Source organism: Streptomyces sp. NPDC033180, assembly GCF_055577645.1.
The window spans coordinates 460708-486260 of sequence record NZ_JBVIPU010000004.1; the positions used below are offsets into that span (position 1 = coordinate 460708).

Genomic DNA, 25553 nt, shown 5'->3' on the forward strand with positions numbered 1-25553 from the left:
CCCCAGAACGAGGGAACGGCGAGCGTGTGTGCCCCTGGGGAGGGGAGCAGGTACGCCGTGTCAGGGGGACACGGGGGAGGGGGAGGAACCACACCGTGTCAGCCAACCGCGCACGACATCGCGCCGAACGACGTGCCGGACGAGGGGCCGAGCGGAGGCGTGCCGCCCGCCATGGGGTCATGGTCGCCGCGGCGTGGGGACGTTCACGCCCGGCTACGCCTACGACTTGGCGCGCGGCTGAGAGCCGCCGGCGCCCGTTTCGGGAGACCTGTCGCTCCCGTCGCTCTCGTCGTATGTGGACGTGCCCGAATCCAGCAGGGGTTCCTGCGTCTTGAGGTGCGGCGGGGCGAAGGCGCGCAGGACGTGGTAGCCGGTGATGACGACGATCGTGCCGAGCGCGATGCCGCTCAGCTCGAAGTTGTCGGTGATCTTCAGTGAGACGCCGCCGACGCCGATGATGATGCCCGCGGCGGCCGGGACGAGATTCAGCGGATTGCGCAGATCCACCCCGGCGTTGATCCAGATCTGGGCGCCGAGCAGACCGATCATGCCGTAGAGGATGACGGTGATGCCGCCGAGGACGCCGCCGGGGATGGCCGCGACGACCGCGCCGAACTTCGGGCAGAGGCCGAAGAGCAGGGCGAAGCACGCGGCGGCCCAGTACGCGGCCGTGGAGTAGACGCGGGTCGCGGCCATCACGCCGATGTTCTCTGAGTACGTCGTGTTGGGCGGGCCGCCGACCGCGGTGGAGAGCATGGACGCGGCGCCGTCGGCGGAGATCGCCGTGCCGAGCTTGTCGTCCAGGTTGTCGCCGGTCATCTCGCCGACCGCCTTGACGTGCCCGGCGTTCTCGGCGACCAGCGCGATGACGACGGGCAGCGCGACGAGGATCGCCGACCACTCGAAGCTCGGCGCGTGGAACGAGGGCAGGCCGATCCAGTCGGCGTTGCCGACCGCGGAGAGGTCGAGGCGCCAGTGGTCGACGACCTTGCCCGAGCCGTCCGCCGAGTGGATCTTGCCGAAGGCCAGGTCGAGGACCCAGGACAGGGCGTATCCGAAAATCAGCCCCAGGAAGATCGCCACGCGCGACCAGAAACCGCGCAGGCACACCACGGCCAGACCGGTGAACAGCATCACCAGGAGCGCCGTCCACTGGTCCTGCGGCCAGTACGTGGACGCGGTGACCGGCGCCAGATTGAAGCCGATCAGCATGACGACGGCGCCGGTGACGATCGGCGGCATCGCGGCGTGGATGATCCGCGCCCCGAACTTCTGGACGGCGAGGCCCACCAGGAACAGCGCGGCGCCGACCACGAGGACCGCGCCCGTCACGGTCGCCGACGAGCCGCCCTGCGCGCGGATGACGGCGGCCACGCCCACGAAGGAGAGCGAACAGCCCAGGTAGCTGGGCACCCGGCCGCGTGTCGCGAGCAGGAAGATGACCGTCGCGACACCCGACATCATGATCGCGAGGTTCGGGTCGAGGCCCATCAGGACGGGCGCCACGAAGGACGCGCCGAACATGGCGACCACGTGCTGGGCGCCGAGCCCGAAGGTGCGCGGCCACGAGAGCCGCTCGTCGGGACGGACGACCGCTCCGGGCGCGGGGGTGCGCCCGTCGCCGTGCAGTCTCCAGCGCACGCCGAGATCCATGTTTCTGTTCCGCCTTCTGTGCGCCCGACTTTGTCAAGACCTGAATGAGTCAGCGCAATGTTAATCCGGCGGGTTCAGGTCTTCGGGGCCGCGGCATCCGCGGGAGCGACCGGCGTGGCCTCGCGGCTGTCCGTGCGCAGGACCCCCGCGAACACCGCGAGCCCGCAGGCGAGCACCGTCACCAGGCCGAAGGAGACCACCAGGCTCGTCACGTCGGCGAGCGTGCCGATCGCGGACGGTGCGATCAGTCCCGATGTGTAGGTGATGGTGGCGACGCCCGCGATGGCCTGGCTCGGGTTCGGGCCGCTGCGTCCGGCCGCGGCGAACGCCAGCGGCACCACGACCGCGATGCCGAGCCCGAGCAGCGCGAACCCGCCCATGGCGATCGCCGGATGCGGCGCCACCACGACCAGCAGTCCACCGAGCGCCGCGACCACGCCGCCCACGCGCACCGTGCGGACCGCTCCGAAGCGGTCCACCACCGCGTCGCCCGCGAGCCGCGCGATCGCCATGGTGAGCGTGAAGCCGGTGGTCGACGCGGCGGCGACACCGGCCGACGAGTCCAGTACGTCCCGCAGATAGACCGCCGACCAGTCCAGGCTCGCGCCCTCCGCGAAGACCGCGCAGAAGCCGACCGCGCCGATCAACAGCGCGGACTTCGGCGGCAGCGAGAAGCGCGGCGGCGCCACATCCTCGGGCTCCGCCTGGAGATCGAGCACGCCCTGGCAGGCGAAGAGACCGATCACGGTGAGGGCCACGGCGGCGAGCGCGTGGTGCAGGCGGGCGTCCGAGCCCAGGTGCGCGGCGACCGTGCCCGCCGCGGAGCCGATCAGGGCGCCGACGCTCCACATGCCGTGCAGGCCCGACATGATCGACTTCCTCATGCGGGTCTCGATCTCGACGCCGAGGGCGTTCATCGCCACGTCCGACATGCCCGCCGTCGCGCCGTACACGAACAGGGCGAAGCAGAGCGTCAGGAGGTTCGGCGCGAGCGAGGGCAGGACCAGGGACATCGTCCACAGGGCGAGGAGGCCGCGCAGCGCCGTCCGGGCGCCGAAGCGGTGGCTGACCCAGCCGGCGAGCGGCATGGCCACGGAGGCGCCGATCGCGGGGAAGGCGAGGGCGAGGCCGAGGAGCCCCGCGCTGAGGTCGGTGTGCTCCTGGATCCAGGGGACGCGGGTCGCGAAGGAGCCGGTGACGGCGCCGTGCACACAGAAGACAGCGGCCACGGCGTACCGCGCCCGCTTCAACTGACGTACGTCGTGGGTCACTTCACTCATCTATGCTCCGCCCCTCCCAAGGTGCCGCCCCGCTACGGCGACGTAAACTATCAGGAACCCTGCCTGATAAATAGCAGCTCTATGGAAGGATCCCCGGCATGCCCGCATCACCGAGCACCGCCCGGGCCATCAACGACCGGCTCGCTCTGGGGCTCCTGCAGCGCGAAGGACCGCTGACGGCCAACCAGTTGAAGCAGCTGACCGGCCTCTCGCGGCCCTCGGTGGCCGACCTGGTCGAGCGCCTCCAGGGCTCCGGCCTGATCGCCGTCGTGGGGGAGGCGGGTGCCCAGCGCCGCGGACCCAATGCCCGGCTGTACGGGATCGTCGCCGACCGTGCGCATCTCGCCGCGCTCGACGTGCGTACCGGGGGCGTCTCCGTGGTCGTCACGGATCTGCTCGGGGCCGTGCTCGCCGAGGCCTCCGCGCCCATCGGCGGCGACACCGGCACCGGGCCCGCCGTCGAGCGGGCCGTCTCCCTCGTGGAGCGCACCGCCCGGGACGGCGGCGTCCAGCGGCTGCACACCGTGGCGATCGGTGCCCCCGGCCTCATCGACCCCGCCACCGGCGAACTGCGCGACACCACCTCGCTCCCCGCATGGCACCGCCGCCTCGCCGGAGCACTCCAGGAGCGGCTCCCGGCCCGCGTGCTCGTGGAGAACGAGACCAACCTCGCCGCCCGCGCCGAGCAGCGCGATGGCGCCGCCCACGACCGCGACACCTTCGTCCTCCTGTGGCTCGGCGAAGGCGTCGGCGCCGCCGTCGTGCTCGACGGAAGCCTGCGCCGCGGGGCGTCAGGCGGCACCGGGGAGATCGGCTTCCTACCGGTCCCCGGCACGCACATGCTGCCGTCGGCCACCGGCTGCGAGGGTGGCTTCCACTCGCTGGCCTGCGCCGCCGCGCTGCGCGAACTCGGCGCGGAGCACGGCCTCGCGGCCGTGGGCGAGGCCGCGGATCTCGTCCGGCACGCCGTCGGGGCCGGCCATGACGCCTTCCTCGACGCCGCCGCCGACCGGATCGCCGTCGGCGCCGCCGCCATGGCCGCGATCCTCGACCCGGGCTGCGTCGTCCTCGGTGGCGAGATCGGCCGCGCGGGCGGCGAGGCGCTCGCCGCCCGGGTGGCGGCCCGCCTCGCCGCCATGTCTCCGCTGCGCACCGAGGTGCGCGCGAGCACGCTCGGCGGCGCGGCCGTGCTGCGGGGCGCGCTCCTCGCCGCCAGGGACGCGGCGCAGGACGAGGTGTTCGGTCCCGGGGGATGAGCCACCCCTGCCGGACAGCGCCGCAGGAGCCTTGTCACCGCCGGTCAGAGGTCCGTCACTGGCTGCTGTGAGCCAGGCCACAGGGGTTCGCCCGTATGGGCGTCGATCAGGCGTGGCACACTGGCCTCGTACCAAAAGCAGCGCACTCCGGGGTCGGTGTAATTCCGAACCGGCGGTTACAGTCCGCGACCCGGCCACCTCCAGTGGCCGGTTGACCAGGTGAAATTCCTGGACCGACGGTGAAAGTCCGGATGGGAGGCAGTGCGCGGCGGGCGGGCATTCGTGCACGTCGCCGAGTGGCTTGTTTTTGGGATACCCGTCTTTTCGGGTTTCCCGGGGAGAGGTCTCGTTTCCGGCGTCGCTCCCGATGCCGCAGTCCGTACATTCTGTCGTCATCGACAGGCCCCGGAGTCCGTGCCCCATGAGGCAGGAGGACTCGGTGGCCACCGCACCCGCGGCAGCAGCGAACGAGCACGAGCTCGCCGCCATGCGCCGTGCCATCACGCTCGCCGCCCTCGGGCTCGGCTCCACCAGCCCCAACCCGGTTGTCGGATGCGTGATCGTCAACGCCTCCGGAGAGATCGTCGGCGAGGGCTACCACCAGCGGGCAGGCGGCCCGCACGCCGAGGTCCACGCCCTGCGCGCGGCCGGCGAACACGCCCGCGGCGCCACCGCCCTGGTCACCCTCGAACCCTGCAACCACACCGGACGCACCGGCCCCTGCGCCCAGGCGCTCATCGACGCCGGCATCGCCCGCGTCGTCTACGCGGTCGGCGACCCGAACCCCGCCGCGACCGGGGGCGCGCAGCGACTGCGCGCCGCCGGAGTCGACGTGCGGGCGGGCCTGGTGGAGGACGAGGCAGCCGCGGGCAACGCCGCCTGGCTGACCTCCGTACGACTCGGCCGTCCCCACGTCACCTGGAAGTACGCCGCGACGCTCGACGGCCGTATCGCCGCCGCCGACGGCACCAGCCGCTGGATCACCTCCGCCGACGCCCGTGCCGACGTCCACCGGCTGCGCGCCGAGTGCGACGCGGTGGTCGTCGGCTCCGGCACCCAGCGCGCCGACGACCCGCACCTCGCCGTGCGGGGCATCGAAGGCGCCGTCCAGCCGCTGCGCGTCGTCGTCGACACGAACGGCACCGCGGTGGCACCCGGCGCCCGCGTCCTGGACGCCGCCGCCCCCACTCTCATCGCCGTCGCCGACAACGTGACCGCCGAGAGCGTGACCACCGACGGCGAAGCCGAAACGGTGCGACTGCCGCGCGCGGAGGGCGGGTTGGACATCCCGGCCCTCCTCGACGAACTGCACGCGCGCGGGGTGCGTTCCGTCCTCCTCGAAGGCGGGCCGACCCTCGCCGGAGCCTTCGTCGCCGCGGGCGCCGTCGACCGCGTCGTCGCCTACCTCGCCCCCGTCCTGCTCGGCGCGGGACCCGCAGCCCTCACCGGCGGCGGAATCACGACCATCACCGAAGCGTTGCGGCTCGACGTGAGCGAGACCGTCCGCATCGGCCCCGATCTGCGCGTCACCGCGACCCTCGTAGCGAAGGAGCACTGAAGTGTTCACCGGAATCGTCGAAGAGCTGGGCGAGATCACCGCCGTCGAGAACCTGGACGACGCGTCCCGCTTCCGCGTCCGTGGCCCCGTCGTCACCGACGGCGCGAAGCACGGTGACTCCATCGCGGTCAACGGCGTCTGTCTGACGGTCGTGGAGCACGAGGGTGAGGAGTTCACCGCCGACGTGATGGCCGAGACCCTGAACCGCTCGAGCCTCGGCGCACTCGCGGCCGGATCGCGGGTCAACCTGGAACGGCCCACCGCGGTCGGGGACCGCCTCGGCGGCCACATCGTCCAGGGGCACGTGGACGGGACCGGCGAGATCGTCGACCGCAAGCCGTCCGAGAACTGGGAGATCGTCAGGATCTCCCTCCCCGCGGACCTCTCCCGCTACGTCGTGGAGAAGGGCTCCATCACCGTCGACGGCGTCAGCCTGACGGTGGTCGACGCCGGGCCCGACTACTTCACCATCAGCCTCATCCCCACCACCCTCGCCCTGACCACGCTCGGCATCAAGCAGCCCGGCGACCCGGTCAACCTCGAGGTCGACGTCATCGCGAAGTACGTCGAGCGGATGCTCGGCGACCGCGTCACCGCCGCCGTACCGACCGCCGCCGCACAGACCGCTGCTCCCGCTCAGGAGGCCTCGAAGTGAACTGGCTCAACGCCGAAGCCTTCACGGCCTTCGGGCAGCACGTGATCTGGTCCGACATGGTGGGCAACACCATCGGCCTGATCGCCCTCGCGCTCGGCTGGCGGCGCTCCATATGGACCTGGCCCGCCCAGTTCCTGTCGGGCGTCATCCTCGTCGGCGCCTACGCGTCCGCCCACCTCTCCGGCGGTGTCGGCAAGCAGTTGCTCGTCATCGCCGTGGCTCTGTGGGGCTGGCGGCTGTGGACCAACGGCAGGCAGCAGGCGCAGGACGGCTCCATCGCCGTCCGGTTCGCCACCTGGAAGGAGCGCGGGGTGCTCATCGGCGGCACGGCCGTCGGCACCCTCGCGGTCGGCGCCCTGTTCTCCGCCGTGCCCGACCTGTCCTGGAACCCCTGGCCCGACGCCTACATCTTCGTCGGCACGCTCGCCGCGATGGTCGCCCAGGCCCGCGGCCTGGTCGAGTTCTGGTTCGCCTGGCTCCTCGTCGACGTGGTCGGCGTACCCCTCGCGTTCAGCAGTGGCCTGGCCTTCTCCGGCCTCGTGTACGTCATCTACCTCGCGCTCGTCCTGTGGGGCATGCGCGACTGGTGGCTGCGGTCGCGCACTGTGTCCTCGCAGGCCTCGCAGCCCGACATGGAAGGAGCCCCGGCATGAGCGCGGCACCGGTTTGGTACAGCACGGGTCACGAAGAAGACGCATCGGACCTCGCCCTCGACCCCGTCGAGGCGGCCATCCGCGACATCGCCGCCGGGCGGCCCGTCGTGGTCGTCGACGACGAGGACCGCGAGAACGAGGGCGACCTCGTCATCGCGGCCGAGAAGGCCACGCCCGAGATCATCGCCTTCATGATGAGCGAGTGCCGCGGCCTGATCTGCGCGCCCATGGAGGGCGACGAGCTCGACCGCCTCCAGCTCCCGCAGATGGTCGAGAACAACACCGAGTCGATGCGGACGGCCTTCACCGTCTCCGTCGACGCGAGCGGCGCGCACGGCGTCACCACCGGCATCTCGGCCGCCGACCGCGCCACCACGCTCCAGATGCTCGCCGCGGGCACGTACGAGCCCTCCGACTTCGTGCGGCCGGGACACATCTTCCCGCTGCGCGCCAAGTCCGGCGGCGTACTTGCGCGCAACGGCCACACCGAGGCCGCCGTCGACCTCGCGCGCCTCGCGGGCCTGCGCCCCGCCGGCGCGATCGTCGAGATCGCGGGCGAGGACGGCACGATGCTCCGCCTGCCGGAGCTGATCCCCTTCGCCCGCAAGCACGGCCTGACGATCATCTCCATCGAGGACCTGATCGCCTACCGCGGCAGCTCCGAGCCGACGGTCCGCCGCGAGGCCGAGGTCCGCCTGCCCACCGCCTTCGGCGACTTCACAGCGTACGGCTACCGCTCCACGGTCGACGGCGTCGAGCACGTCGCCCTGGTCCACGGCGAGGTCGGCGAGGGTGACGACGTCCTCGTCCGCATCCACTCCGAGTGCCTGACCGGCGACGTCTTCCACTCGCTTCGCTGCGACTGCGGCCCCCAGCTGGAGGCATCCATGCGGCGCATCACGGACGAGGGGCGCGGCGTCGTGGTCTACCTCCGCGGCCACGAGGGGCGGGGCATCGGCCTGCTCTCCAAGCTGCGTGCCTACGAACTCCAGGAGCGCGGCAGCGACACCCTGGACGCCAACCTGGAACTCGGCCTGCCCGCCGACGCCAGGGACTACGGCGCGGGCGCGCGGATCCTGGACGACCTCGGCATCCGCAGCGTGCGCCTGATGACGAACAACCCCGACAAGACCGACGCGGTGATCCGGCACGGCCTGAAGGTCACCGGACGCGAGCCCATGGCGGTCCAGGCGGGCGAGCACAACCTCCGCTACCTGCGCACCAAGCGGGACCGGATGGGGCACGACCTGCCGTGGCTCGACACCACCCCCGAGGTGTCCGCCTGCGGCAACCAGTAAGCAGAACCGGCCTACGAGAAGTACCGGCACACGACAACCAGGAGAAGCGCGTGAGCGGCAAGGGTGCACCCGAACTGAGTGTGAAGAACTGCGGAGACCTGCGGGTCGCGGTGATCGCCGCCCAGTGGCACGAGAAGGTCATGGACGGCCTCGTCGACGGCGCGCTGCGCGCCCTGCACGAGCTCGGCATCAGCGAGCCGACCGTCCTGCGCGTGCCCGGCAGCTTCGAGCTGCCGGTCGTCGCCAAGGTCCTCGCCGGACGCGGCTACGACGCGATCGTGGCCCTCGGCGTCGTCATCCGCGGCGGAACCCCGCACTTCGAGTACGTGTGCCAGGGCGTCACCCAGGGCCTGACCCAGGTCAGCATCGACACCGGTGTGCCCGTCGGCTTCGGCGTCCTCACCTGCGACACCGAGGAGCAGGCCCTGGACAGGGCGGGCATCGAGGGCTCCCGCGAGGACAAGGGGCACGAAGCGGTCACCGCGGCCGTCGCCACCGCGACCACGCTGCGTACGATCTCCGAACCCTGGCGGTGAGCGGGGTCGGGGAGCCGCGTAAAGTAAGCGACATCATGTCCAAGAAGACTTTCGAGGAGCTCTTCGCCGAGCTCCAGCACAAGGCCGCCAACGGCGATCCCGCCACATCGCGCACCGCCGAGCTGGTGGACAAGGGCGTCCATGCCATCGGCAAGAAGGTCGTCGAGGAGGCCGCCGAAGTCTGGATGGCGGCCGAGCACGAGGGCAAGGAAGCCGCGGCCGAGGAGATCTCCCAGCTCCTGTACCACGTACAGGTGATGATGGTCGCCCGCGGCATCACCCTCGACGACGTGTACGCCCACCTCTGAGCCGTACGCCCCACCGTCTCCAACTCCCCTCAACGCAAAGGAATCCGTCCTCATGCTGCGCATCGCCGTCCCCAACAAGGGTTCACTGTCCGGACCTGCGTCGGCGATGCTCCATGAGGCCGGATACCAGCAGCGCAAGGAGTCGAAGGAGCTCGTCCTCGTCGACCCGGACAACGAGGTCGAGTTCTTCTACCTCCGCCCCAAGGACATCGCGATCTATGTCTCGGCCGGCAAGCTCGACATCGGCATCACCGGCCAGGACCTCCTGATCGACTCCGGCGCGAACGCCGAGACGATCCTGCCGCTCGGCTTCGCACGATCCACCTTCCGCTTCGCGGCGAAGCCGGGCACGGCGAGCACCATCGCGGACCTCGCGGGCATGACCGTCGCGACCTCGTACGAGGGCATCGTCGCCAAGCACCTCACGGACAGCGGCATCGACGCCTCCGTCGTCCACCTGGACGGCGCCGTCGAGACGGCCATCGAACTGGGCGTCGCCCAGGTCATCGCGGACGTCGTGGAGACCGGCACCTCGCTGCGCAACGCGGGCCTCGAGGTGTTCGGCGAGCCGATCATGAAGTCCGAGGCGGTCGTCATCCGGCGCACCGGCGCCGGCACCGACGACCCCAAGGTCCAGCAGTTCCTGCGCCGCCTGCAGGGCGTCCTGGTCGCCCGCGCGTACGTGATGATGGACTACGACTGCCGGGCCGAGCACCTGGAGCAGGCCGTCGCCCTCACCCCGGGCCTCGAGTCGCCGACGATCTCGCCCCTGCACAACGAGGGCTGGGTCGCCGTCCGCTCCATGGTCCCGGCCAAGGAGGCCCAGCGGATCATGGACGACCTGTACGCCATCGGGGCGCGGGCCATCCTGACCACCGCCATTCACGCCTGCCGCCTCTGATGACCCGGCAGGAGACCCCGGCCATGACCGACCAGACCGACACCCCCGAGCTGCCCGTCACCTTCCGGCCCAGCCGGACCCGGGCCGTCCTGCTCACCGCGGGCGCCGCGATCTTCGTGGTCCTCACGGTGATCGCCCTGCTCATCCCGGGTCTCAGCTCGGGGGAGCGGCTCAGCTTCGTCTTCACCGGCGCGCTGCTCTTCGGTGTGCTCATGCTCCTGAGCAGGCCCAAGGTCGTCGCCGACGAGTCCGGCGTGACCGTCGTGAACATCGCCACCAGCAGGCGCCTGGCCTGGGCCGAGATCGTCCAGGTCAACCTGCGCCCCGGCGACCCGTGGGTGTTCCTCGACCTCAGCGACGGCACCAGCCTCCCCGTGATGGGCATCCAGCCCGGCATCGCCAAGCAGCGGGCGATCAGCGACGCACGCGCGCTGCGTGCCCTCGCCGACGCCCGCACCGCGCAGGGCTGACGTTTGCGGCCGGGTCTTGATTAATCTGGGGGCGGGGCACGCATGGTGTGCCGCCCCGCCCCTGTCGGGCCCGCCCGGTCCACAGGGGCTCCTGCTACCCGAGGAGTGACTCCCTCCGGCGATGGACGGTTCGTCCTGTAGTACATGCGCCGCCCCCTCCCGGCACACCGGGACAGGTCAGACCAGGGAGGCGGCGGCATGACGACTTCCCTGCTGCTTCTCGGGGCGGCATTCCTGCTGATTCTCGCCAACGGCTTCTTCGTGGCCGCCGAGTTCGGGCTCGTCACCGTGGAGCGCCCGGACGCGGAGAAGGCCGCGGCCGAAGGCGACCGACGGGCCCGTACGGTCGTCGACGCTCTCAAGGAGCTGTCCTTCCAGCTCTCCGGCACCCAGCTCGGCATCACCATCACCTCACTGGTGGTCGGCATGCTCGCCGAACCGGCCCTCGCGCATCTGCTCGCGGGCCCCTTCACGGCGACCGGTCTTCCGGAAGGCGCCGTACCGGGCCTCTCCGTAGTCGTCGGCATGCTCCTGGCGTCCGCCGTGCAGATGGTGATCGGCGAGCTGGTCCCGAAGAACTGGGCGGTGTCCAGGCCGCTTCAGGTCGCACGATTCGTCGCGGGCCCCCAGCATGTGTTCTCGCGCCTCCTGAGGCCCGTGATCTCCCTCCTGAACGCCACGGCCAACCGGCTCGTGCGGCTGTTCGGCGTCGAGCCCGCCGAGGAGCTCGCCTCGGCCCGCACCCCCGGGGAACTGGTCTCCCTCGCCCGGCACTCGGCGCAGGCCGGCACCCTCGAACAGGACACCGCGGACCTGTTCGTGCGCACGCTCTCCCTCGGCGAGCTGACCGCGCAGCACGTCATGACCCCGCGCGTGAAGGTCAGCGCGCTGCAGACGTCGGCCACCGCCGAGGACGTGGTGAACCTGACCCGCGCCACCGGGCTCTCGCGCTTCCCCGTCTACCGTGAGCGCATCGACGAGATCGTCGGCATGGTGCACCTCAAGGACGCCCTCGCGGTCCCCGCCCACGAGCGCCTGCGGGCACCCGTCGCCCGTATCGCGCAGGCGCCGCTCCTGGTTCCGGAGACGCTGCCCGTGCGGCAGCTCCTCGAGCAGTTGCGCAGCGAGCAGCCGATAGCCGTCGTCGTCGACGAATACGGCGGCACGGCCGGCGTGGTCACCCTGGAGGACATCGTCGAGGAGCTCGTCGGCGAGGTCCGCGACGAGCACGACCTGCTCGACCTTCCCGAGATCGCCCCGGCACCGGCCGAGGACGGCCGCCCCGCGTGGGACGCCGACGGCAGCTGCCGCGTCGACACGCTCCGGCGCATAGGACTCGACGTCCCCGAGGGGCCGTACGAGACCGTGGCGGGGCTCGTCGCCGATCTGCTCGGCCGTATCCCCGCCCCCGGTGACCGGGCCGAGCTCCCGGGCTGGCGGCTCGCGGTGCGCCAGGTGGACCACTACCGCGCCGCGCGGGTACGGCTCGTGCGGACCCCGGAGGCCTCGGAGGCCGCGAAAGCCATGAGCGTGGCGGAGGCCGCCCGATGAGCATGCTCCAACTCCTGTTCGCCCTGCTCCTCGTCCTCGCGAACGGCTTCTTCGTCGGCGCCGAGTTCGCGCTCGTCTCCGTGCGCCGCAGCCAGATCGAACCGCTGGGCGGCAAGCGGGCCCGCCAGGTCCTCTACGGCCTCGAGCACCTGCCGCAGATGATGGCCGCCGCCCAGTTCGGCATCACCGTGTGCTCGTTGACGCTCGGCGCGGTCGCCGAGCCCACCGTCGCGCATCTCCTGGAGCCGGTCTTCGAGGCGGCGCACATCCCCGAAGGGGCCATCCATCCGCTCGGATACGCCATCGCGCTCGCCGTGGTGGTCTTCCTGCACCTCGTCGTCGGCGAGATGGTCCCGAAGAACCTCGCGATGGCCGCGCCCGGGAAGACCGCTCTCTGGTTCAGCCCCGGCCTGGTCGCCTTCGCCCGTCTGTGTCGTCCGGTCACGGTGGCGCTCGGGGCGTGTGCGCGGCTCGTCCTGAAGCTCTTCGGGGTCGAGCCCAAGGACGAGGTCGAGGCCGTCTTCACCAGCGAACAGCTCAACCGGCTCGTCGGTGACTCGGGCCAGGCGGGACTGCTCGACCCCGAGGAGCAGGAGCGCCTGGAGGACGCCCTGGAGCTGGGCTCGCGCCCGGTCACGGACGTCCTGCTCGACCGGGCCTCCCTGGTGACCGTGGGCGCGGGGGTCACTCCGGCACAGGTCATCGAACTCACCGGGCGCACCGGTTACTCCCGCTTCCCGGTCTGCGCGGAGAACGGCGCCTTCATGGGCTACCTCCACGTCAAGGACGTACTCGACCTCACCGACGGCGCCGAGACGGACCGCGCGGTGCCGCAGCAGGTCTGGCGCCCGATGACGACGCTGCGCGCCGAACTCCCCCTGGACGACGCCCTGACGGTGATGCGCCGCGCCGCGACGCATCTGGCGCAGGTCGCCGACGCGTCGGGCAAGGTGCTCGGTCTGGTCGCCCTGGAGGACGTACTCGAGCTCCTGGTCGGCGAGGTCCGCGACCCTGCGCACCGGGTCGCGGTGCCGCGCAAGCCCCAGGAGGTCCGGGACGGCGCCCTTGTGTGACCGGGCGGGGGTCGCAGACCTCCCGGGGAGTCAGATCCCCGGCGGGCTCTGCGGCCCCCGCCCCGAGAGCACCTCGCCGTACGCCTGCATCAGGTCCGGGAGCCGCAGCGTCGACAGGTCGTCACGGCCCGGGTCGCCGGGATAGCCGGTCAGCCGCAGGTCGCGGTAGGCGCAGCTCTTCTCGTAGAGCGTGCGCAGGAAGCGGCCGTTGCCCAGTTCGTCGATCCACGCCTGGTCGACGACGTGCCCACTGATGGACCGCAGCTCGTCGAGCGCCTCCTCGTCCCAGACGTCGCCGTTGTCGGCGGCCAGGACCTCGCCGATGGCGGTGAGCTCCAGGGGGCGGTACGAGGGGAAGTCGACGCGGGTCGTGAAGCGGGACGAGAGCCCGGGGTTGGCGGCCAGGAGGCGGTCCATGCCCTCGGGGTAGCCCGCGAGGATCACGACCAGGTGGTCGCGGTTGTCCTCGGCGCGCTTGAGCAGCACCTGGAGAGCCTCGTCGCCGTACGCGTCGCCCTTGCCGTAGCCCGAGTTGGAGAGGGAGTACGCCTCGTCCACGAAGAGGACGCCGCCGATCGCCGAGTCGATCAGTTCGTTGGCCTTCACGGCGGTCTGGCCCAGATACTCGCCGACCAGGTCCGCGCGCTGCGCCTCCACCAGATGGTCGCCGCCGAGCAGGCCGAGCGCGTAGAACGCGCGCCCCAGAATGCGGGCCACGGTGGTCTTGCCGGTGCCCGAGGGGCCGGAGAAGACGAAGTGTCGTTTCGGCGGCTGCACGGGCAGTCCTTGCGCGGTCCGCAGGCGGGCCATGTTCAGCTGCGCCGAGAGCGCCTTGACCTGCCGTTTGACCGGTTCGAGGCCGACCATCCCCTCCAGTTCGGCGAGCGCGGCCTCCAGAAGGGCGGGGTCGGTGGGTCCCGGCGGTAGCTGGGGCAGCCCCGGCTGGATGGGGATCACGGCCTTCTCGCGCACCGAGTCGGTCTCGGACGGGCCGCCGGTGGGCGGCAGTTCGGGCTCGGTGACCTTCAGGTCGCGGCCTTCCGTGCCGAAGAGCGGATCGATCCCGTCGGGGCCGTCCATCACGTCCTGTCCGAAGCCGGTCAGGGCGATCGACGCCAGGTCGGTTACCTCGTCGTACCCGTCGCCCTCGGAGATCGCCGCGAGTCGCGCGGAGGTGTCCATGAAGGAGGGATCCACCCGGTGCACCGCCCGGTAGAGCGGCAGGGCCGCCGCCGAGCGGCCCGTTCCCTCGTGCGCGCGCGCCAGCCAGTAGCGAAGCTCCTTGCGCTGCGGCTGCTCGCTGCGGCACCGCATCAGGGCCGCGGAGAGCAGTGGATCCGCCTGGCCGTACATCTCCAGGCGTACGCGCGCCATGCCTCCGAAGAGCCCGGCCTCGATGCCCAGCATCGCGTCGTCGATCAGCGAGTCCGTGTGCCGGACCAACTGCTCCCAGTCCTTGACCAGATAGGACCGGCAGGCGTGCAGGAACCGCACCTGCGGGTCCGCGTCGACCGGTGGCAGACCGGCCAACGCCCGGTCGAGCTCGGGGACATGACGCCCGTCGAGCCAGTGCGACGCGTGCGCGAGCAGCAGGTCGCGCGTACTCTCCAGGACGGGCTGCACCCACCAGCCCAGCCAGTACCAGGAGTTGAGCGTGCGCCCGTGCCGGGTGCGCTGTTCCCCGAACCGGTCCCGGTGCTGGAACATCCGAAGCAGTGCCGTCGTCGTGTCGATGCGCAGCGCGTGCAGTCCGAGCCAGCCGTCGGCCATGCCCGGATCCATCCGCACCGCGGCCCGGAACTCCTCCTCCGCCTGCGGATAGGCGCCCATCGTGTAGGCGTCGACGCCCCTCAGCCAGGCGAGGTCGGCCGGGGCGGGTGAGCCCACCGCGTCGAAGTCCATCACGTCCCCCACAAACCGTGCCCCCGTTTGTGTACCGCCGGGCCGGTGCCCGTCGGCAACTTCGCTGAACCGCCTTGCTGCGGACGGACGTTGAACCGGCGCGCAGAGCAGCCGTCCGTAAGTCGCACCGAAAGGCATCGTACCTGCGGGGGAGCACTCGGCCGTAGGGTGCCGCAGCGCGGGATCAGGCAGGCGAAGGGGACCTCTTCGTCACCGAGGGTGAGCGAAAGGCGGCTCGCAGCGTCCGGAATGCGAGGTCGGAGGGCAGAACGAAGCCCCCGATCACGGGGGAACAACCGGGGGCTTCGCGTCTGCGGGCGACCCCGAAGGGCCGCACATTCAGAACGTAAGTCCTGTAAGGGCCCTCGGTCAAGCCGAGTTGAGGCACTCATGGAAACTCGTGACGACTTCCGGAAGTCGCTTTCCACGGGTTCAGCGTACTGCCTCTGGTCCCTCACTCTGTGTGACGGATTGGCTCTGCGCATGCGTCTCATTCGGCCCCCGCAGCACCTCATATCCCTCGCGCCACTGTCGCACCAAAGACTGAGCGAAGGGGCGCGAAGGGTCTTCCGTGAAGTGCCGGCGCTCCGCGGGCTCCCACCCGTCCCAGAAGTCGCTCTGCACCGCACCGTCCCTGCGGCGCCCCCTGTCCCAGGCCTCATCACGGGGCAGCTCCATCCACAGCAACCGCGCCAGGAACGGCCGCAGCGCGCGGCGGCCGGCGCCGACCCCTTCGACGAGGACCACGGGCGCGGGCGGCAGAGTGCGCGTCTTGGGCCCGAAGCGGCGCGCGTGCCAGTCGTACGTCTCGTAGTGCGCGCTCTCGCCGCGTGAGAGCGGCAGCACGACCTGCCGCCGCAGCCGTTCCGTCCAGCCGAACAGGGCATCGTGGCTCGCGATGTCGTCGAGGCGCAGGACGGGGGCGCCGCCCAGCGCGTCGGCGAGGCGGTCGGCGAAGGTCGACTTGCCGGAGCCCGCGTGCCCGTCGACGGCGACGAGGCGGACGGGGCCGCAGGAGGGCGGCAGGCGCAGCAGCTCCGCTGCGACGCGGGACAGGGGAGTGGGAGTGGCGTGTGCGGTCATCACTGGCAAGCGTACGGGTGCGGAATCCCTCACTCCGCGCGCCGTCGCAGCTCACGTCAGTGGTCAAGGCCAATATTGACGGACACGGTGGTGGTCGAAGCGCTGGCAGAAGTCGGCGTACAGCAGCCATAGTTGGCCTACCGCCGTGCATCTGACCTGCCCCTTCCGGACCCGTCCGGAGCCCACGTCGACTGGGGGTCCCCGCCATGGACCGAGCTGATGACATGTCCCGCAGAACCGTCCTCACCGCGGCCGCGGCCGTGGCAGCACTGGCCGCCACCGCGCACCCGGCCCTCGCGTCGGGCGGCCTCACCGGTGCCCCGCGCGCGAAACGACCGGTGAGCAACCGCTTCTGGGCCTCGTACGCGGACTGGAGCGCCGGCACCGCAGAGGGCACGCGTGCGCTCTCCGGAGCCCGCCCCGCCGTGGAGATCGCCGAGGCCGCGGGCCGCACCGACTACGCCGACCCGCACACCGGCAAGACGGCCACCTGGGAGTACGCCCGGTGGACCTCGCCCGTGCACCGGCCCGCCGTCGCCGCGACGGAGGTCATCGCCTCCTGGAACGCCCGCACACCCACCGGGACGTGGCTCCAGGTCGAGATGCAGGGCACGTACTCGGACAAGAAGAAGACTCCTTGGTACGTCCTTGGCCGCTGGACCTCGGGCGACGACAAGGAGAAGGACATCCGCCGTACGTCGGTCGACGACCAGAGCGACGGCAAGTCGAGCATCTGGACGGACACCTTCTCCATCGACGACACGACGACGGATCTCCGCCTCGCCTCGTACCGGCTGCGCCTGACCCTGTACCGCAAGCCGGGCGCCACCGAGACCCCCACCGTCTGGCGGCTCGGCGCGATGGCGTCCGCCGTCCCGGACCGCTTCACCGTCCCGGCGTCCGAGCCGGGGCTCAGCAAGGAGCTGACGGTCCCGCGCTACTCGCAGGAGACCCACGTCGGCCAGTACCCGGAGTACGACAACGGCGGCGAGGCCTGGTGCAGCCCCACCTCCTCGCAGATGATCATCGAGTTCTGGGGCCGCAAGCCCACCGCCGACGACCTCGCCTGGGTCGACCCGTCCTACGCCGATCCCCAGGTGTGCCACGCGGCTCGCCACACCTTCGACTACCAGTACGCGGGCTGCGGCAACTGGCCCTTCAACGCGGCGTACGCGTCGACGTACAAGGACTTCCAGGGCGTCGTCACCCGCCTCACCTCACTCACCGAGCTGGAGTCGCTGATCGCGGCGGGTATCCCGGTCATAACGTCCCAGTCGTTCCTCAAGGAGGAGCTGACAGGCGCCGGTTACGGCACGGCGGGCCACCTCATGACGGTGATCGGCTTCACGCCGAAGGGCGACGTGATCGCCAACGACCCGGCATCGCCGAGCAACGCGGCGGTGCGGCGGGTCTACAAGCGCCGCGAGTGGGAGAACATCTGGCTCCGCACGAAGCGCTACAACTCCACGGGCAAGGTGGTCTCCGGCACGGGAGGAGTCTGCTACCTGTACTTCCCGGCGAAGCTCTCCGCGAAGCAGAAGGCGGCGCTGGCCGAGGTGGGGATTGGCTGAGGCAGCACGCAGGCCCCCTCTCCACTGGCGGAGAGGGGGCCTGCACTGCGCTGCACTGGTTGCCGGTTACTGAGCCACTCCAGGGAGCCGCAGCGTCCGCGCGAAGTCGTCCAGGGGCTCCATGACCGCGGCGATCACTTCCGGATCGTCGTGGTGCCCGCGCAGACAGACGTCGGGGAGGCCGGGCGGCGTGTGCCAGTGGTACGTCACCGAGGTCATCATGATGGTGCTGTCCGCGGGGTAGGACCGGGTGGCCCGGACCCCGTCCTCGCCAAGATACGGCGAGGCGAAGGCAACGCTGCCGGACCGCTGCTGCCACTCGGGGATGTCCGGATGCGGCACGGTGGGCGCGGTGAGCCCTTCGCAGGATGCCGCGTCGGGGGCTTCGCAGTGGATGCGGGTGGCGTGCATCACCAGCGGCATGGAAGTCAGCGGCACGGGGTGGTAGATGAACGCCTCGTCGGCTTGGAGCTTGTCCCGGAGGGTCACCACGGTCTGCTCGTAGAAGGTCTTGTGGAAGCGGCGGAGTTTGCGGGTCAGTTCGATGCCGTGTTTGGAGGCCAGGTCGGTCAGCGACTCATCCAGCCAGACCTTGAACGTCTTCTTGTCGATCTGGAGCCAGAGATAACCCCAGAGCCCCTTGTTGGCATCCGTGTCGATGTGGAGCTCGCCGAGGTCGGCGCTCCACAAGGTGCCTTCGGACATGAGCAGTCTCTTTCGTCGTGGGGCGCGGGCAGGGCGGCAGCCGTCAGGCATGGCTCCAGCGGAAGGTGCCCATGATGGCGTCGAACAGCTCCACGAGGATGTCGTGGAAGGCAGGGTCCGAGTCGGGCGCGATCAGGGCGCTGAAGGAGAACGTGAGGTACTTGTCGGGGGCACTGTCCGGGACCGGCACGAAGTACTCGACCTGGCGGTGTGCGACGTCGATGTCCTGGGCGGGATCGGCGGGGACGTCTCGCTCCGAGCGCAGCGCCGCGGTCTCGTCCAGCTCCCGCAGCTCGGCTCCGGGAGTTTCGGAGGCGAGCGCCAGCAGGACCGCTTCCGGGCCGCTGTCGGGCCTGACCCTCGGAATCTCGATTGGTTCGGAGGCGACGATCGAGACGGGCAGCGCGACACCGTGGAGCCGTTCGGTGGGGAGGTAGAGAGTCATGCCTCCCTTGGCGCTTGCCCTGCGTACGACCTTCTTCATCTCCTGGGTGAGCTTCAGCCGGGCCTTCGGGATGTCGTCCTTGGGGAAGCCGACGGGCAGCTGCGAGATCGCCTTGCGGACGATGCGGTCCATCGCTTCCTCGGTACCCGTGTGCAGGGGAATCACGTCCCAGCCGGGCGGCGGCACCAGGTTGAAGCCGGTCGGGGCTCGGCGGTGCTCAGCGGTGGCCACGGGACTCCCGCCTCCCTTCCAGGGCGTAGGCGACGCCGACGAAGAGCGCCCATGCCGGGGCAGCGATCATGCCCGCCCAGAAACCGAAGAACATCGAGGGCAGGAAGAAGCCACCGCCCATGGCGAGATCCCGGGTCAGGTAGGGCGGACGGCCCGCGTGGCGGGGGTACTTCACGAAGACCCAGACGTAGTGCAGAAGGCAGCCGATGATTCCGGCCTCATAGATGTAGAGAACGGCGTTCATCAAAGACTTCGGCACCAGGATCATGATCCCCAAGACCGGCAGGAACAGGGGCATTCCGATGATCAGGGTCAGCCGGAGCCGCCGGTTGGGGCCGGTGCCGAGTCCGGTACGGGCGGCTTCGGCCTCGGCAATGCGTTGCGCCGAGTGCAGGTCCATGGTCGTTCCTCGCTACCAGTGGGTGTCGGGGGCGGGCTTCAGAGTGTTGTCCTTCCAGTCCGAGTAACCCGCGTTGTAAGGCTTCTCGCCGGTTCCGAACTTCTCGTCCGTCACGCTTGTCAGGTCGCTCTTGCCCAGTGCCTTGTCCGCGACGTCCATTCCCATGCCGGTCCAGGCAAGGCCAAGGCCCACCTGGTAGGACTTGTACGCCTTGTCCGCGGCCGCCCCCGCGGCGGCCGGGAAGGTGGCCTTGTTCGCCTGCAACATCTTCGCCATGCCGGCCATCTCCTTGTCGCCGAGGTGCAGCAGCGTCGAGAGCGGGCTGACCCTCAGCGGCCCTTTGGCCACCAGGCCGACGTTCTGGGAGATGGACTTGCGAATGCCGTTACGGGCCGCACCGACTACCTGGCGCCCTGCCCCTTCCGGCATTTTGGTCATCAACCGCCCCATGTCGTCCATGATGCTCTTCATGCCGCTGAGCCCTCTGCTCAGGCCTGCGGTCCGGGCAGCCTGAGCAGCGCCCACGGTGGCCTTGGCTCCGCTGGCGAGCTTCGCGGCGGCCCCGAGGCCACCCACCACGAGCAGCCCACCCACGACGTCGAAGATGACATCGGTCCAGGTGGCGTCGCCGGATGCCACCAGGAGGAGTCTGAGTCCGATCGTGAGCGCCGCGATGCCCAAGATGACTAGATTCAGGCCGGGGATGAGCAGCGCCAAGAAGCCCAGTGCCGTCGCGATCCAACCGAGAACATCGATGAAAGCCTTGATCAGGTCCGCGTTGTCATGGACCCAGCCCTTGACGTTGTCCCACCACGAGTCCTCGATGACGTCGTCGATCTCGTCGTTGATCTTGCCGGCGTAGTGGCCGGCGTCGCTGTCGCGGTCCCCAGTGACGGTGCCGAGGCGGCTTCGGTACGTCTGCAGCGGGTCGTGATCAGTTCCGCTCACCGACGGGTTCGGCTTCTTGTCCCCGTCCGTCTTCTCGGCGTCCTTGGCCTTCTCCCGCTCGACCTCCGCGTGCTTCTCCTTGGCCTCGCGCAGAATCCGGTCGGCGTCGTCCTGGTGGTCCTCCAGTTTGTTCGCCCACTTGGTGAGGTGTCCGTGGACCCGCTCGTAGCGGGAGGCCACCTCCCGCATGTGCTTCTCCAGCGTGCCGGAGTCCTCGCGCAGGCGTTGGACGTACTTTCCCTTGAGCCTGTCCTCGTCCGAGATGGCCTTGAGATTCTTCGCCTGCGTACGCAGCTTCTCGGCGACCGAGACCATGTGCCGGACTTCCGCCCGGATCTCCTCCGGGTCGCCGGGAACGGGGTCGGTCTCGCACAGCGGGTCCCAGTCGACGGGGCGGCGCTTGGATGCCGCAGTGGTCACTGGCCCTTCCCCTCGCCTTTGCCTTTGCCCTTGGTCTGCTTGGCGAGCTCCTCGTCCAGGGCCTCGAATGACTTCTTGGTCTCTGCGACAAGCTTGCCCGTCGATTCCAGGCCTTCGATGAGCCTGGTGCGGTAGTCGTCCCAGTTGTCGACGAAATCGCCCATGGCGTCCGCGATGTTCCCGGCGCCCCAGTGCTTTTCCATGTCGTCACGACGGTTCTCGATGTCCTTGAACGTTGTGCGCAAATTGCCGAGTTGGCGTTCGCAACCGCTCAAGAACTCATAGTCGACCGTGAGGTTGCTACCGGACACGGCTCTCCCTCCCGTGGCCTGACTGCTGTACGCGGCAGGCCGCAGAGCATGTTCAGTTCATGACCTGGAACTTCTGGGCGGTGGATCCAGGGCATTTCGGGCAATCAACGAGACACGCCGTCGCCGGAGGGGCGAAGGCGAACCACCCGCCCCATCCGTCCCAGCCGCCGGCGAGACTTCCGGGATGGTAACCGACAAGGCTGATCCGATCATCTGCCCTGTCCGACGTGGGGGATCCGCTGACAGCACAGCGACGGCCCCTTCCGCTCGTGCGGAAGGGGCCGTCGGCGTGCCCATAGGTTCGCTGCCGGGCTACTTCGTTTCCGGCGTGCCCCGTCGCATCCGGGCCGCCATCTCGTCCACCTCGCCCTGGGACGTGCCGGCCTGGACGACGAGCACCGCCTGAGTACCATCCGGCAACGTCGCCTCCCGCATCTCCGTGCCCAGCAGCGGCGGACGTTTCCGCTCCTGTGTGCTGTCCGCGTCGTCCGACATGAGACCTCCCAGCTCGACGGGGGCCCAACGTACCCCCGGATCACCCGCCGATCCCGTCGCACAGGCGTCCGGCAGGCCACTTCACACGAACGCCGCCGCCAGACGGCCGCCGGACGACGGACCCCGCACGGGCCTCAGCCCTGGACCGGGTCCACGACCCAGTCCGGGTGACCCGGCATGGGCGGGGTCTTCGCGCCGTACAGCCATGGACGCAGGAAGCCGTCCAGGTTCTCGCCCGCGACCTTCGATGCCAGGTCGATGAACTGCTGGGTGCTCGCGGTCTTTCCGCGGAACTCGCTCAACCACGCGCGCTCGATCTTCTCGAACTTCGCGTTGCCGACCTGCTCCCGCAGGGCGTACAGGACCAGGGCCGAGCCGTCGTACCGCATGCGCTTGAAGAGGTTCGGCTCCGTCGGTTCCGCGGGGGCGCCGAAGTCGTGGCGCCACTGGTCGTGCGCGGCGTACGCCGTCTTCATGGCGGCCTCGAAGCTGTCGCCGCCGTGCTCCTCGGAGTACATCCGCTCGTAGAAGCGGGCGTGCCCCTCGCTCACCCAGAGATCGGACCAGCTCTGCAGGGCCACGCTGTCGCCGAACCACTGGTGGGTCAGCTCGTGCACCATGTTCCGCTCGGCGTCGACCTTGGTGCCGAGGAGGTCGGCCTTCGGGATGAGCGAGAGCGTCTGGGTCTCCAGGGCGACGGCCAGGTCCGTGTCGCCGACCAGCAGGCCGTAGCGGTTGAAGGGGTAGGGGCCGAGCTTCTCCTGGAGCCAGGTGAGGTGGTCGGGGGTGAGCGCCCGGTATTCGGCCGTCGGTTCGACCAGCGCGTCCGGGACCACGTCCCGCAGCGGCAGGCCGCCCGGCCCCTCGCCGTCGACCAGCGTGAACCTGCCGACCGCCAGCTGCACCAGCTGCGTGGACAGCGGCTGTTCGGAGTCGTACGTCCAGCGCACCCGGTCACCGGGGCGCTCCGCGCGGTCGACCAGCCTGCCGTTCGCGACCGCCGTCAGGTCCTTCGGCGTGGTGATGCGGAAGGTGATCGGCGCCCGCTGACTCGGGTGGTCGTTTGCCGGGAAGATCAACCGGGCCCCGTTCGGCTGCGGATAGACCACCGTGCCGTCGGCCGTGGGGATCCAGCCGTAGTCCTCGATGGCGTCGTCGCGGTGCCGCGTCTGCGTCGGGTCGGCGGTGTAGGTGACCTTGGCGGTGAACGAACGGCCCTTGGCGATGGGGGACTTGGGTGTCACCGTCAGCTCGTCCCCGGCGCGGGACGTGCGCGCGGTCGAGCCGTCGACCTTCACGCCGTGCAGGGTGTTGCCCCCGAAGTCCAGGTTGAAGCGGGAGAGCGACTGGGTGGCGGTGGCCCTGATCGTCGCCGTCGCCTCGAACGGCGTCTTCGGGGCCTGCCAGTCGAAGTCGAGGGTGTAGCGGTCGACGCGGTATCCGCCGTTCCCGTCCAGCGGGAACATCGGGTCGCCCAGGCCGGGCGCCCCGGGCGTGGGTGTCCCGGGTGCGGAAGGAGCGGCCTGCGACGCCGTCCCCGTGAGGGCCGCCGTCACGGTGACGGCGGCCGCGAGGGCGAGCCGCGCTCTGCGGCGGGGCGTCCGGTGCGTCCGGTGCGTGCTCATCGGAAACCTTTCGATCAGAAGGTTGCGCGGACGAGTCGGCGGGGGTGCGCCTGGGGGTGTGCCCCACCACTCGTAGTGAGACGCACGGCACTCGGCCCGAGTTGCACGGGATCCGGGCGGCGAGTGACCAAGCTCTCGCCCGCGGCGGCGGAATCCGATGGCAAGGTGGTGGGGTCAGTGGGGGGAGTCCGCTGCCGGACGTCGCGTCGAGAGGCGCGACGCATACGTATCGAGTGATGCCATGACCGCTGCCACAGCCACTGCCACCGCACAGCCCCGGGCCACCACACGCACCGGTGGCCCCAAGGAAGACGGCCCGAAGGTGCTCGAGCACGTCCTCGGCTGGACGCTCGTCGTCGTCCTCGCGATGCTCGTCACGCAGACCGGTCTGATGTGACCCCGGTCTCGTCGCGATCCGGGTCGCCCCGGCCGGCGAGATCCGCGCGCCAGTGCCGGTTCGGCACCCCTACCAGGCCGTAGAGCAGCCGCACGGGCGAGCGCCGCGACAGCAGCGTCAGCCCCGCGACGACCGCGAACAGCGGCAGGCCGAGCCACCCGCCCAGGAGGCGGACGAGGACGCTCGCGACGAGCGCGCCGCCGAACGGCAGGCCGTAGACCCCGGCCGCGGCGATGGCGATCGCCAGGAACCGGTGCACTTTCCGGTCCTCGTCCGCGCCGGGCAGCGACCAGCCCTCCATCAGCCAGCCGATCTCCGTCAGCAGCATCGTGCCGATCACGGCCGCGCCGAAGACCAGCAGCGCGAGGAACGTCCCGGACGTCAGGAAGTCCAGTACGTGGTTGACCACGCTGTCCTGCCGCCAGTCGGCGAAGTCCCCCGCGCCGGGCGAGAAGAACCGCTCGTACCCCCTGCCGTCCCAGCCGTGGACCAGCGTCCCGAAGAGCAGGAAGTACCCGCCCACGCACTGGAGATAGGCCCAGTAGCCCGCCCCCACCAGGACGAGCCCCTGCGCCACCAGGAAACCGACGATCGCGGCGACGGGTATCCCGCCCGCGTAGAAGAGCACGAACCCCGCCCACACGCCCTCGTGCCCGTCAGCGACGTGCATGGTCGCCCACGCGGGGTTCTGCCACAGCAGGAAAAGACCCGTCGGCACCATCAGGACCGCCGCGAACAGCGCGGTGAGCGCGAGGTACGGATTGGCCGCCCGGCTGCGCGTGCGCGGCCCCTCGCCCGCGTTGATCCGCTCCCACACCTGGAGCTGCCGGCCCGCCGAGAGCGCGAACGTCGCGCCGATCGCGTACGCCCAGAAGAGGGCGGCCTGAATCTGGATCATGCCGAAGCCTTCAGGGCGAGCCCGCCCGCGACGATCAAGTCCGAAGTGACCAGCGCCTGTTCGGCCTGTACGTCGGTCATGAAGACGAACGGCGGCACGACGGGCGGCACCGGCAGCTTGTCGGGCGTGAAGGTCAGACAGAGCAGCCCCTCAAGGCAGCCCTTGAACTTGGTCAGATAGAGCGTGACCGAGCCGCTGAGGTCCAAGGTGTCGGCGCCCAGGGCGAGTTCCTCGCTCCCGTCGCGCGTCGTGAGGCGGTAGTCGGTGAGTGAGGCGGCCTTCATCTTCAGCACCATGACCTTCAACGGCCCGTCGGCCGTGGGGATCTCGCGCACGCCGGCCAGGAGGAACCCCTGCGGCGAGAAGAGCGTGGTGGTGACCGTCGGCGGAGTCCGCGCCGCCACGATTCCCTGGCCGGTCGGCGCCATGATCGCGTCGTCGGGAGCCGCCTTCGCCGGGGTTCCGCCCCACAGCGTCGCCCCGGCAATGATCACCGGTAGCAGCACGCCGAGTGTCCGCGTGCCCTGCCCGTCCCGCACCTTCGGTGGCTCGGGAGACTCCTCGCCCTCCTCAGGAACCGGCGTCCAGCCGAAGCCCATCGCGCTGCCGACGATGCCGAGCGCCATCCCCACCAGGAACCCGCCGAGATTCGTGGCCGCGAACGAAAGCACCGACAGGATCAGGGCGTTGACACTCACATAGTGATGGGCGTGCGGCAGTAGCCACAGGAAGATCCCGGCCGCGATCAGGGCGAGCCCGATGCCGATCGCCGCGAGTCCGCCGAGCCCCAGGCTGACCAGGACGGTCAGCGGCGACAGCGGCACGAGGAGCAGTTCTGCGCCGCCCAGGACAAGGAGCAGGCCGCCCCAGAAGGGCCGCGTGCGCCGCCATCTGCGCAGCACCCGGCGCGCTTCAGGCAGCGGCAGACGC

General features: G+C 70.4%; 26 protein-coding genes and 1 riboswitch. Of the genes, 13 read left to right on the top strand and 13 right to left on the bottom strand.

Annotation, left to right across the window (positions count from 1 at the left end; genetic code table 11):
• Window positions 1-219 precede the first annotated feature (219 nt).
• On the bottom strand, window positions 220-1653 hold the full coding sequence (locus ACZ5WE_RS16100) for a uracil-xanthine permease family protein (RefSeq protein WP_467686402.1): 1434 nt from the start codon (window positions 1651-1653) through the stop codon (window positions 220-222).
• A gap of 74 nt (window positions 1654-1727) precedes the next feature.
• Window positions 1728-2933, bottom strand: a complete 1206-nt coding sequence (locus tag ACZ5WE_RS16105; protein ID WP_467686400.1) for an MFS transporter — start codon at window positions 2931-2933, stop codon at window positions 1728-1730.
• 98 nt (window positions 2934-3031) lie between these two features.
• Between ACZ5WE_RS16105 and ACZ5WE_RS16110 the strand changes: the two genes are divergently transcribed.
• The 11 genes from ACZ5WE_RS16110 to ACZ5WE_RS16160 all read left to right on the top strand — a co-directional run bounded on the left by ACZ5WE_RS16110 (window position 3032) and on the right by ACZ5WE_RS16160 (window position 13192).
• On the top strand, window positions 3032-4189 hold the full coding sequence (locus ACZ5WE_RS16110; RefSeq protein ID WP_467686398.1) for an ROK family transcriptional regulator: 1158 nt from the start codon (window positions 3032-3034) through the stop codon (window positions 4187-4189).
• A 138-nt stretch (window positions 4190-4327) separates the two neighbouring features.
• A riboswitch (FMN riboswitch) is annotated at window positions 4328-4458 on the top strand.
• Between the two features lie 218 nt (window positions 4459-4676).
• Window positions 4677-5747, top strand: coding sequence for a bifunctional diaminohydroxyphosphoribosylaminopyrimidine deaminase/5-amino-6-(5-phosphoribosylamino)uracil reductase RibD (ribD, locus tag ACZ5WE_RS16115; RefSeq protein ID WP_467687092.1), 1071 nt, complete (start codon window positions 4677-4679; stop codon window positions 5745-5747).
• Window position 5748: 1 nt separating this feature from the next.
• Window positions 5749-6402, top strand: a complete 654-nt coding sequence (locus ACZ5WE_RS16120) for a riboflavin synthase (RefSeq protein WP_467686396.1) — start codon at window positions 5749-5751, stop codon at window positions 6400-6402.
• Window positions 6403-6458: 56 nt separating this feature from the next.
• Window positions 6459-7055 carry a nicotinamide mononucleotide transporter family protein gene (locus ACZ5WE_RS16125; RefSeq protein ID WP_467687090.1) on the top strand — a complete coding sequence of 199 codons (597 nt, stop codon included), beginning with the start codon at window positions 6459-6461 and terminating at the stop codon, window positions 7053-7055.
• Window positions 7052-8353 (top strand): bifunctional 3,4-dihydroxy-2-butanone-4-phosphate synthase/GTP cyclohydrolase II, encoded by a 1302-nt coding sequence (locus ACZ5WE_RS16130; RefSeq protein WP_467686394.1) that lies wholly within the window; start codon window positions 7052-7054, stop codon window positions 8351-8353. Before ACZ5WE_RS16125 ends, ACZ5WE_RS16130 begins: the two co-directional genes overlap by 4 nt.
• 50 nt (window positions 8354-8403) lie before the next feature.
• Entirely contained in the window at window positions 8404-8889 is a 486-nt protein-coding gene (gene ribH / locus ACZ5WE_RS16135; RefSeq protein WP_367039852.1) for a 6,7-dimethyl-8-ribityllumazine synthase, read from the top strand.
• Between the two features lie 35 nt (window positions 8890-8924).
• The gene (locus ACZ5WE_RS16140; protein WP_467686392.1) at window positions 8925-9197 is read left to right on the top strand and encodes a phosphoribosyl-ATP diphosphatase; all 273 of its coding nucleotides are present in this window, start codon (window positions 8925-8927) and stop codon (window positions 9195-9197) included.
• A gap of 52 nt (window positions 9198-9249) precedes the next feature.
• Window positions 9250-10098: an ATP phosphoribosyltransferase gene (gene hisG / locus ACZ5WE_RS16145; RefSeq protein WP_467686390.1), complete on the top strand. Its 849-nt coding sequence runs from the start codon at window positions 9250-9252 to the stop codon at window positions 10096-10098.
• A gap of 23 nt (window positions 10099-10121) precedes the next feature.
• Window positions 10122-10568 carry a PH domain-containing protein gene (locus ACZ5WE_RS16150; RefSeq protein ID WP_467686388.1) on the top strand — a complete coding sequence of 149 codons (447 nt, stop codon included), beginning with the start codon at window positions 10122-10124 and terminating at the stop codon, window positions 10566-10568.
• A gap of 198 nt (window positions 10569-10766) precedes the next feature.
• Window positions 10767-12119 (top strand): hemolysin family protein, encoded by a 1353-nt coding sequence (locus ACZ5WE_RS16155; protein WP_467686386.1) that lies wholly within the window; start codon window positions 10767-10769, stop codon window positions 12117-12119.
• A complete protein-coding gene (locus ACZ5WE_RS16160; RefSeq protein ID WP_467686384.1) occupies window positions 12116-13192 on the top strand; it encodes a hemolysin family protein in 1077 nt (358 codons plus the stop codon). Before ACZ5WE_RS16155 ends, ACZ5WE_RS16160 begins: the two co-directional genes overlap by 4 nt.
• A 30-nt stretch (window positions 13193-13222) precedes the next feature.
• On the opposite strand, the gene ACZ5WE_RS16165 is transcribed toward ACZ5WE_RS16160, so the two are convergent.
• Together ACZ5WE_RS16165 and ACZ5WE_RS16170 are read right to left on the bottom strand one after the other, a co-directional pair.
• Window positions 13223-15094: an AAA family ATPase gene (locus tag ACZ5WE_RS16165; RefSeq protein ID WP_467686382.1), complete on the bottom strand. Its 1872-nt coding sequence runs from the start codon at window positions 15092-15094 to the stop codon at window positions 13223-13225.
• Between the two features lie 432 nt (window positions 15095-15526).
• Window positions 15527-16177 carry a uridine kinase family protein gene (locus ACZ5WE_RS16170; RefSeq protein ID WP_467686380.1) on the bottom strand — a complete coding sequence of 217 codons (651 nt, stop codon included), beginning with the start codon at window positions 16175-16177 and terminating at the stop codon, window positions 15527-15529.
• 206 nt (window positions 16178-16383) lie between these two features.
• Between ACZ5WE_RS16170 and ACZ5WE_RS16175 the strand changes: the two genes are divergently transcribed.
• A complete protein-coding gene (locus ACZ5WE_RS16175; RefSeq protein WP_467686378.1) occupies window positions 16384-17748 on the top strand; it encodes a peptidase C39 family protein in 1365 nt (454 codons plus the stop codon).
• Between the two features lie 66 nt (window positions 17749-17814).
• On the opposite strand, the gene ACZ5WE_RS16180 is transcribed toward ACZ5WE_RS16175, so the two are convergent.
• The 7 genes from ACZ5WE_RS16180 to ACZ5WE_RS16210 all read right to left on the bottom strand — a co-directional run bounded on the left by ACZ5WE_RS16180 (window position 17815) and on the right by ACZ5WE_RS16210 (window position 23328).
• Complete coding sequence (locus tag ACZ5WE_RS16180) at window positions 17815-18453, bottom strand: hypothetical protein (RefSeq protein ID WP_467686376.1); 639 nt, start codon at window positions 18451-18453, stop codon at window positions 17815-17817.
• 43 nt (window positions 18454-18496) lie between these two features.
• On the bottom strand, window positions 18497-19129 hold the full coding sequence (locus ACZ5WE_RS16185) for a hypothetical protein (RefSeq protein WP_467686374.1): 633 nt from the start codon (window positions 19127-19129) through the stop codon (window positions 18497-18499).
• Window positions 19116-19529: a hypothetical protein gene (locus tag ACZ5WE_RS16190; RefSeq protein ID WP_467686372.1), complete on the bottom strand. Its 414-nt coding sequence runs from the start codon at window positions 19527-19529 to the stop codon at window positions 19116-19118. The genes ACZ5WE_RS16185 and ACZ5WE_RS16190 overlap by 14 nt, the downstream gene beginning before the upstream one ends.
• 12 nt (window positions 19530-19541) lie before the next feature.
• Entirely contained in the window at window positions 19542-20897 is a 1356-nt protein-coding gene (locus ACZ5WE_RS16195) for a hypothetical protein (protein ID WP_467686370.1), read from the bottom strand.
• Entirely contained in the window at window positions 20894-21208 is a 315-nt protein-coding gene (locus tag ACZ5WE_RS16200; RefSeq protein WP_467686368.1) for a hypothetical protein, read from the bottom strand. Before ACZ5WE_RS16200 ends, ACZ5WE_RS16195 begins: the two co-directional genes overlap by 4 nt.
• 312 nt (window positions 21209-21520) lie before the next feature.
• Complete coding sequence (locus tag ACZ5WE_RS16205) at window positions 21521-21703, bottom strand: hypothetical protein (RefSeq protein WP_467686366.1); 183 nt, start codon at window positions 21701-21703, stop codon at window positions 21521-21523.
• Window positions 21704-21837: 134 nt separating this feature from the next.
• A complete protein-coding gene (locus ACZ5WE_RS16210) occupies window positions 21838-23328 on the bottom strand; it encodes a M1 family metallopeptidase (RefSeq protein ID WP_467686364.1) in 1491 nt (496 codons plus the stop codon).
• A 241-nt stretch (window positions 23329-23569) separates the two neighbouring features.
• Between ACZ5WE_RS16210 and ACZ5WE_RS16215 the strand changes: the two genes are divergently transcribed.
• Window positions 23570-23725, top strand: coding sequence for an SCO1431 family membrane protein (locus ACZ5WE_RS16215; RefSeq protein WP_160503723.1), 156 nt, complete (start codon window positions 23570-23572; stop codon window positions 23723-23725).
• On the opposite strand, the gene ACZ5WE_RS16220 is transcribed toward ACZ5WE_RS16215, so the two are convergent.
• Together ACZ5WE_RS16220 and ACZ5WE_RS16225 are read right to left on the bottom strand one after the other, a co-directional pair.
• The gene (locus ACZ5WE_RS16220) at window positions 23703-24623 is read right to left on the bottom strand and encodes a hypothetical protein (protein WP_467686362.1); all 921 of its coding nucleotides are present in this window, start codon (window positions 24621-24623) and stop codon (window positions 23703-23705) included. The genes ACZ5WE_RS16215 and ACZ5WE_RS16220 overlap by 23 nt on opposite strands.
• Entirely contained in the window at window positions 24620-25525 is a 906-nt protein-coding gene (locus ACZ5WE_RS16225; RefSeq protein ID WP_467686360.1) for a DUF6114 domain-containing protein, read from the bottom strand. Before ACZ5WE_RS16225 ends, ACZ5WE_RS16220 begins: the two co-directional genes overlap by 4 nt.
• Window positions 25526-25553 lie beyond the last annotated feature (28 nt).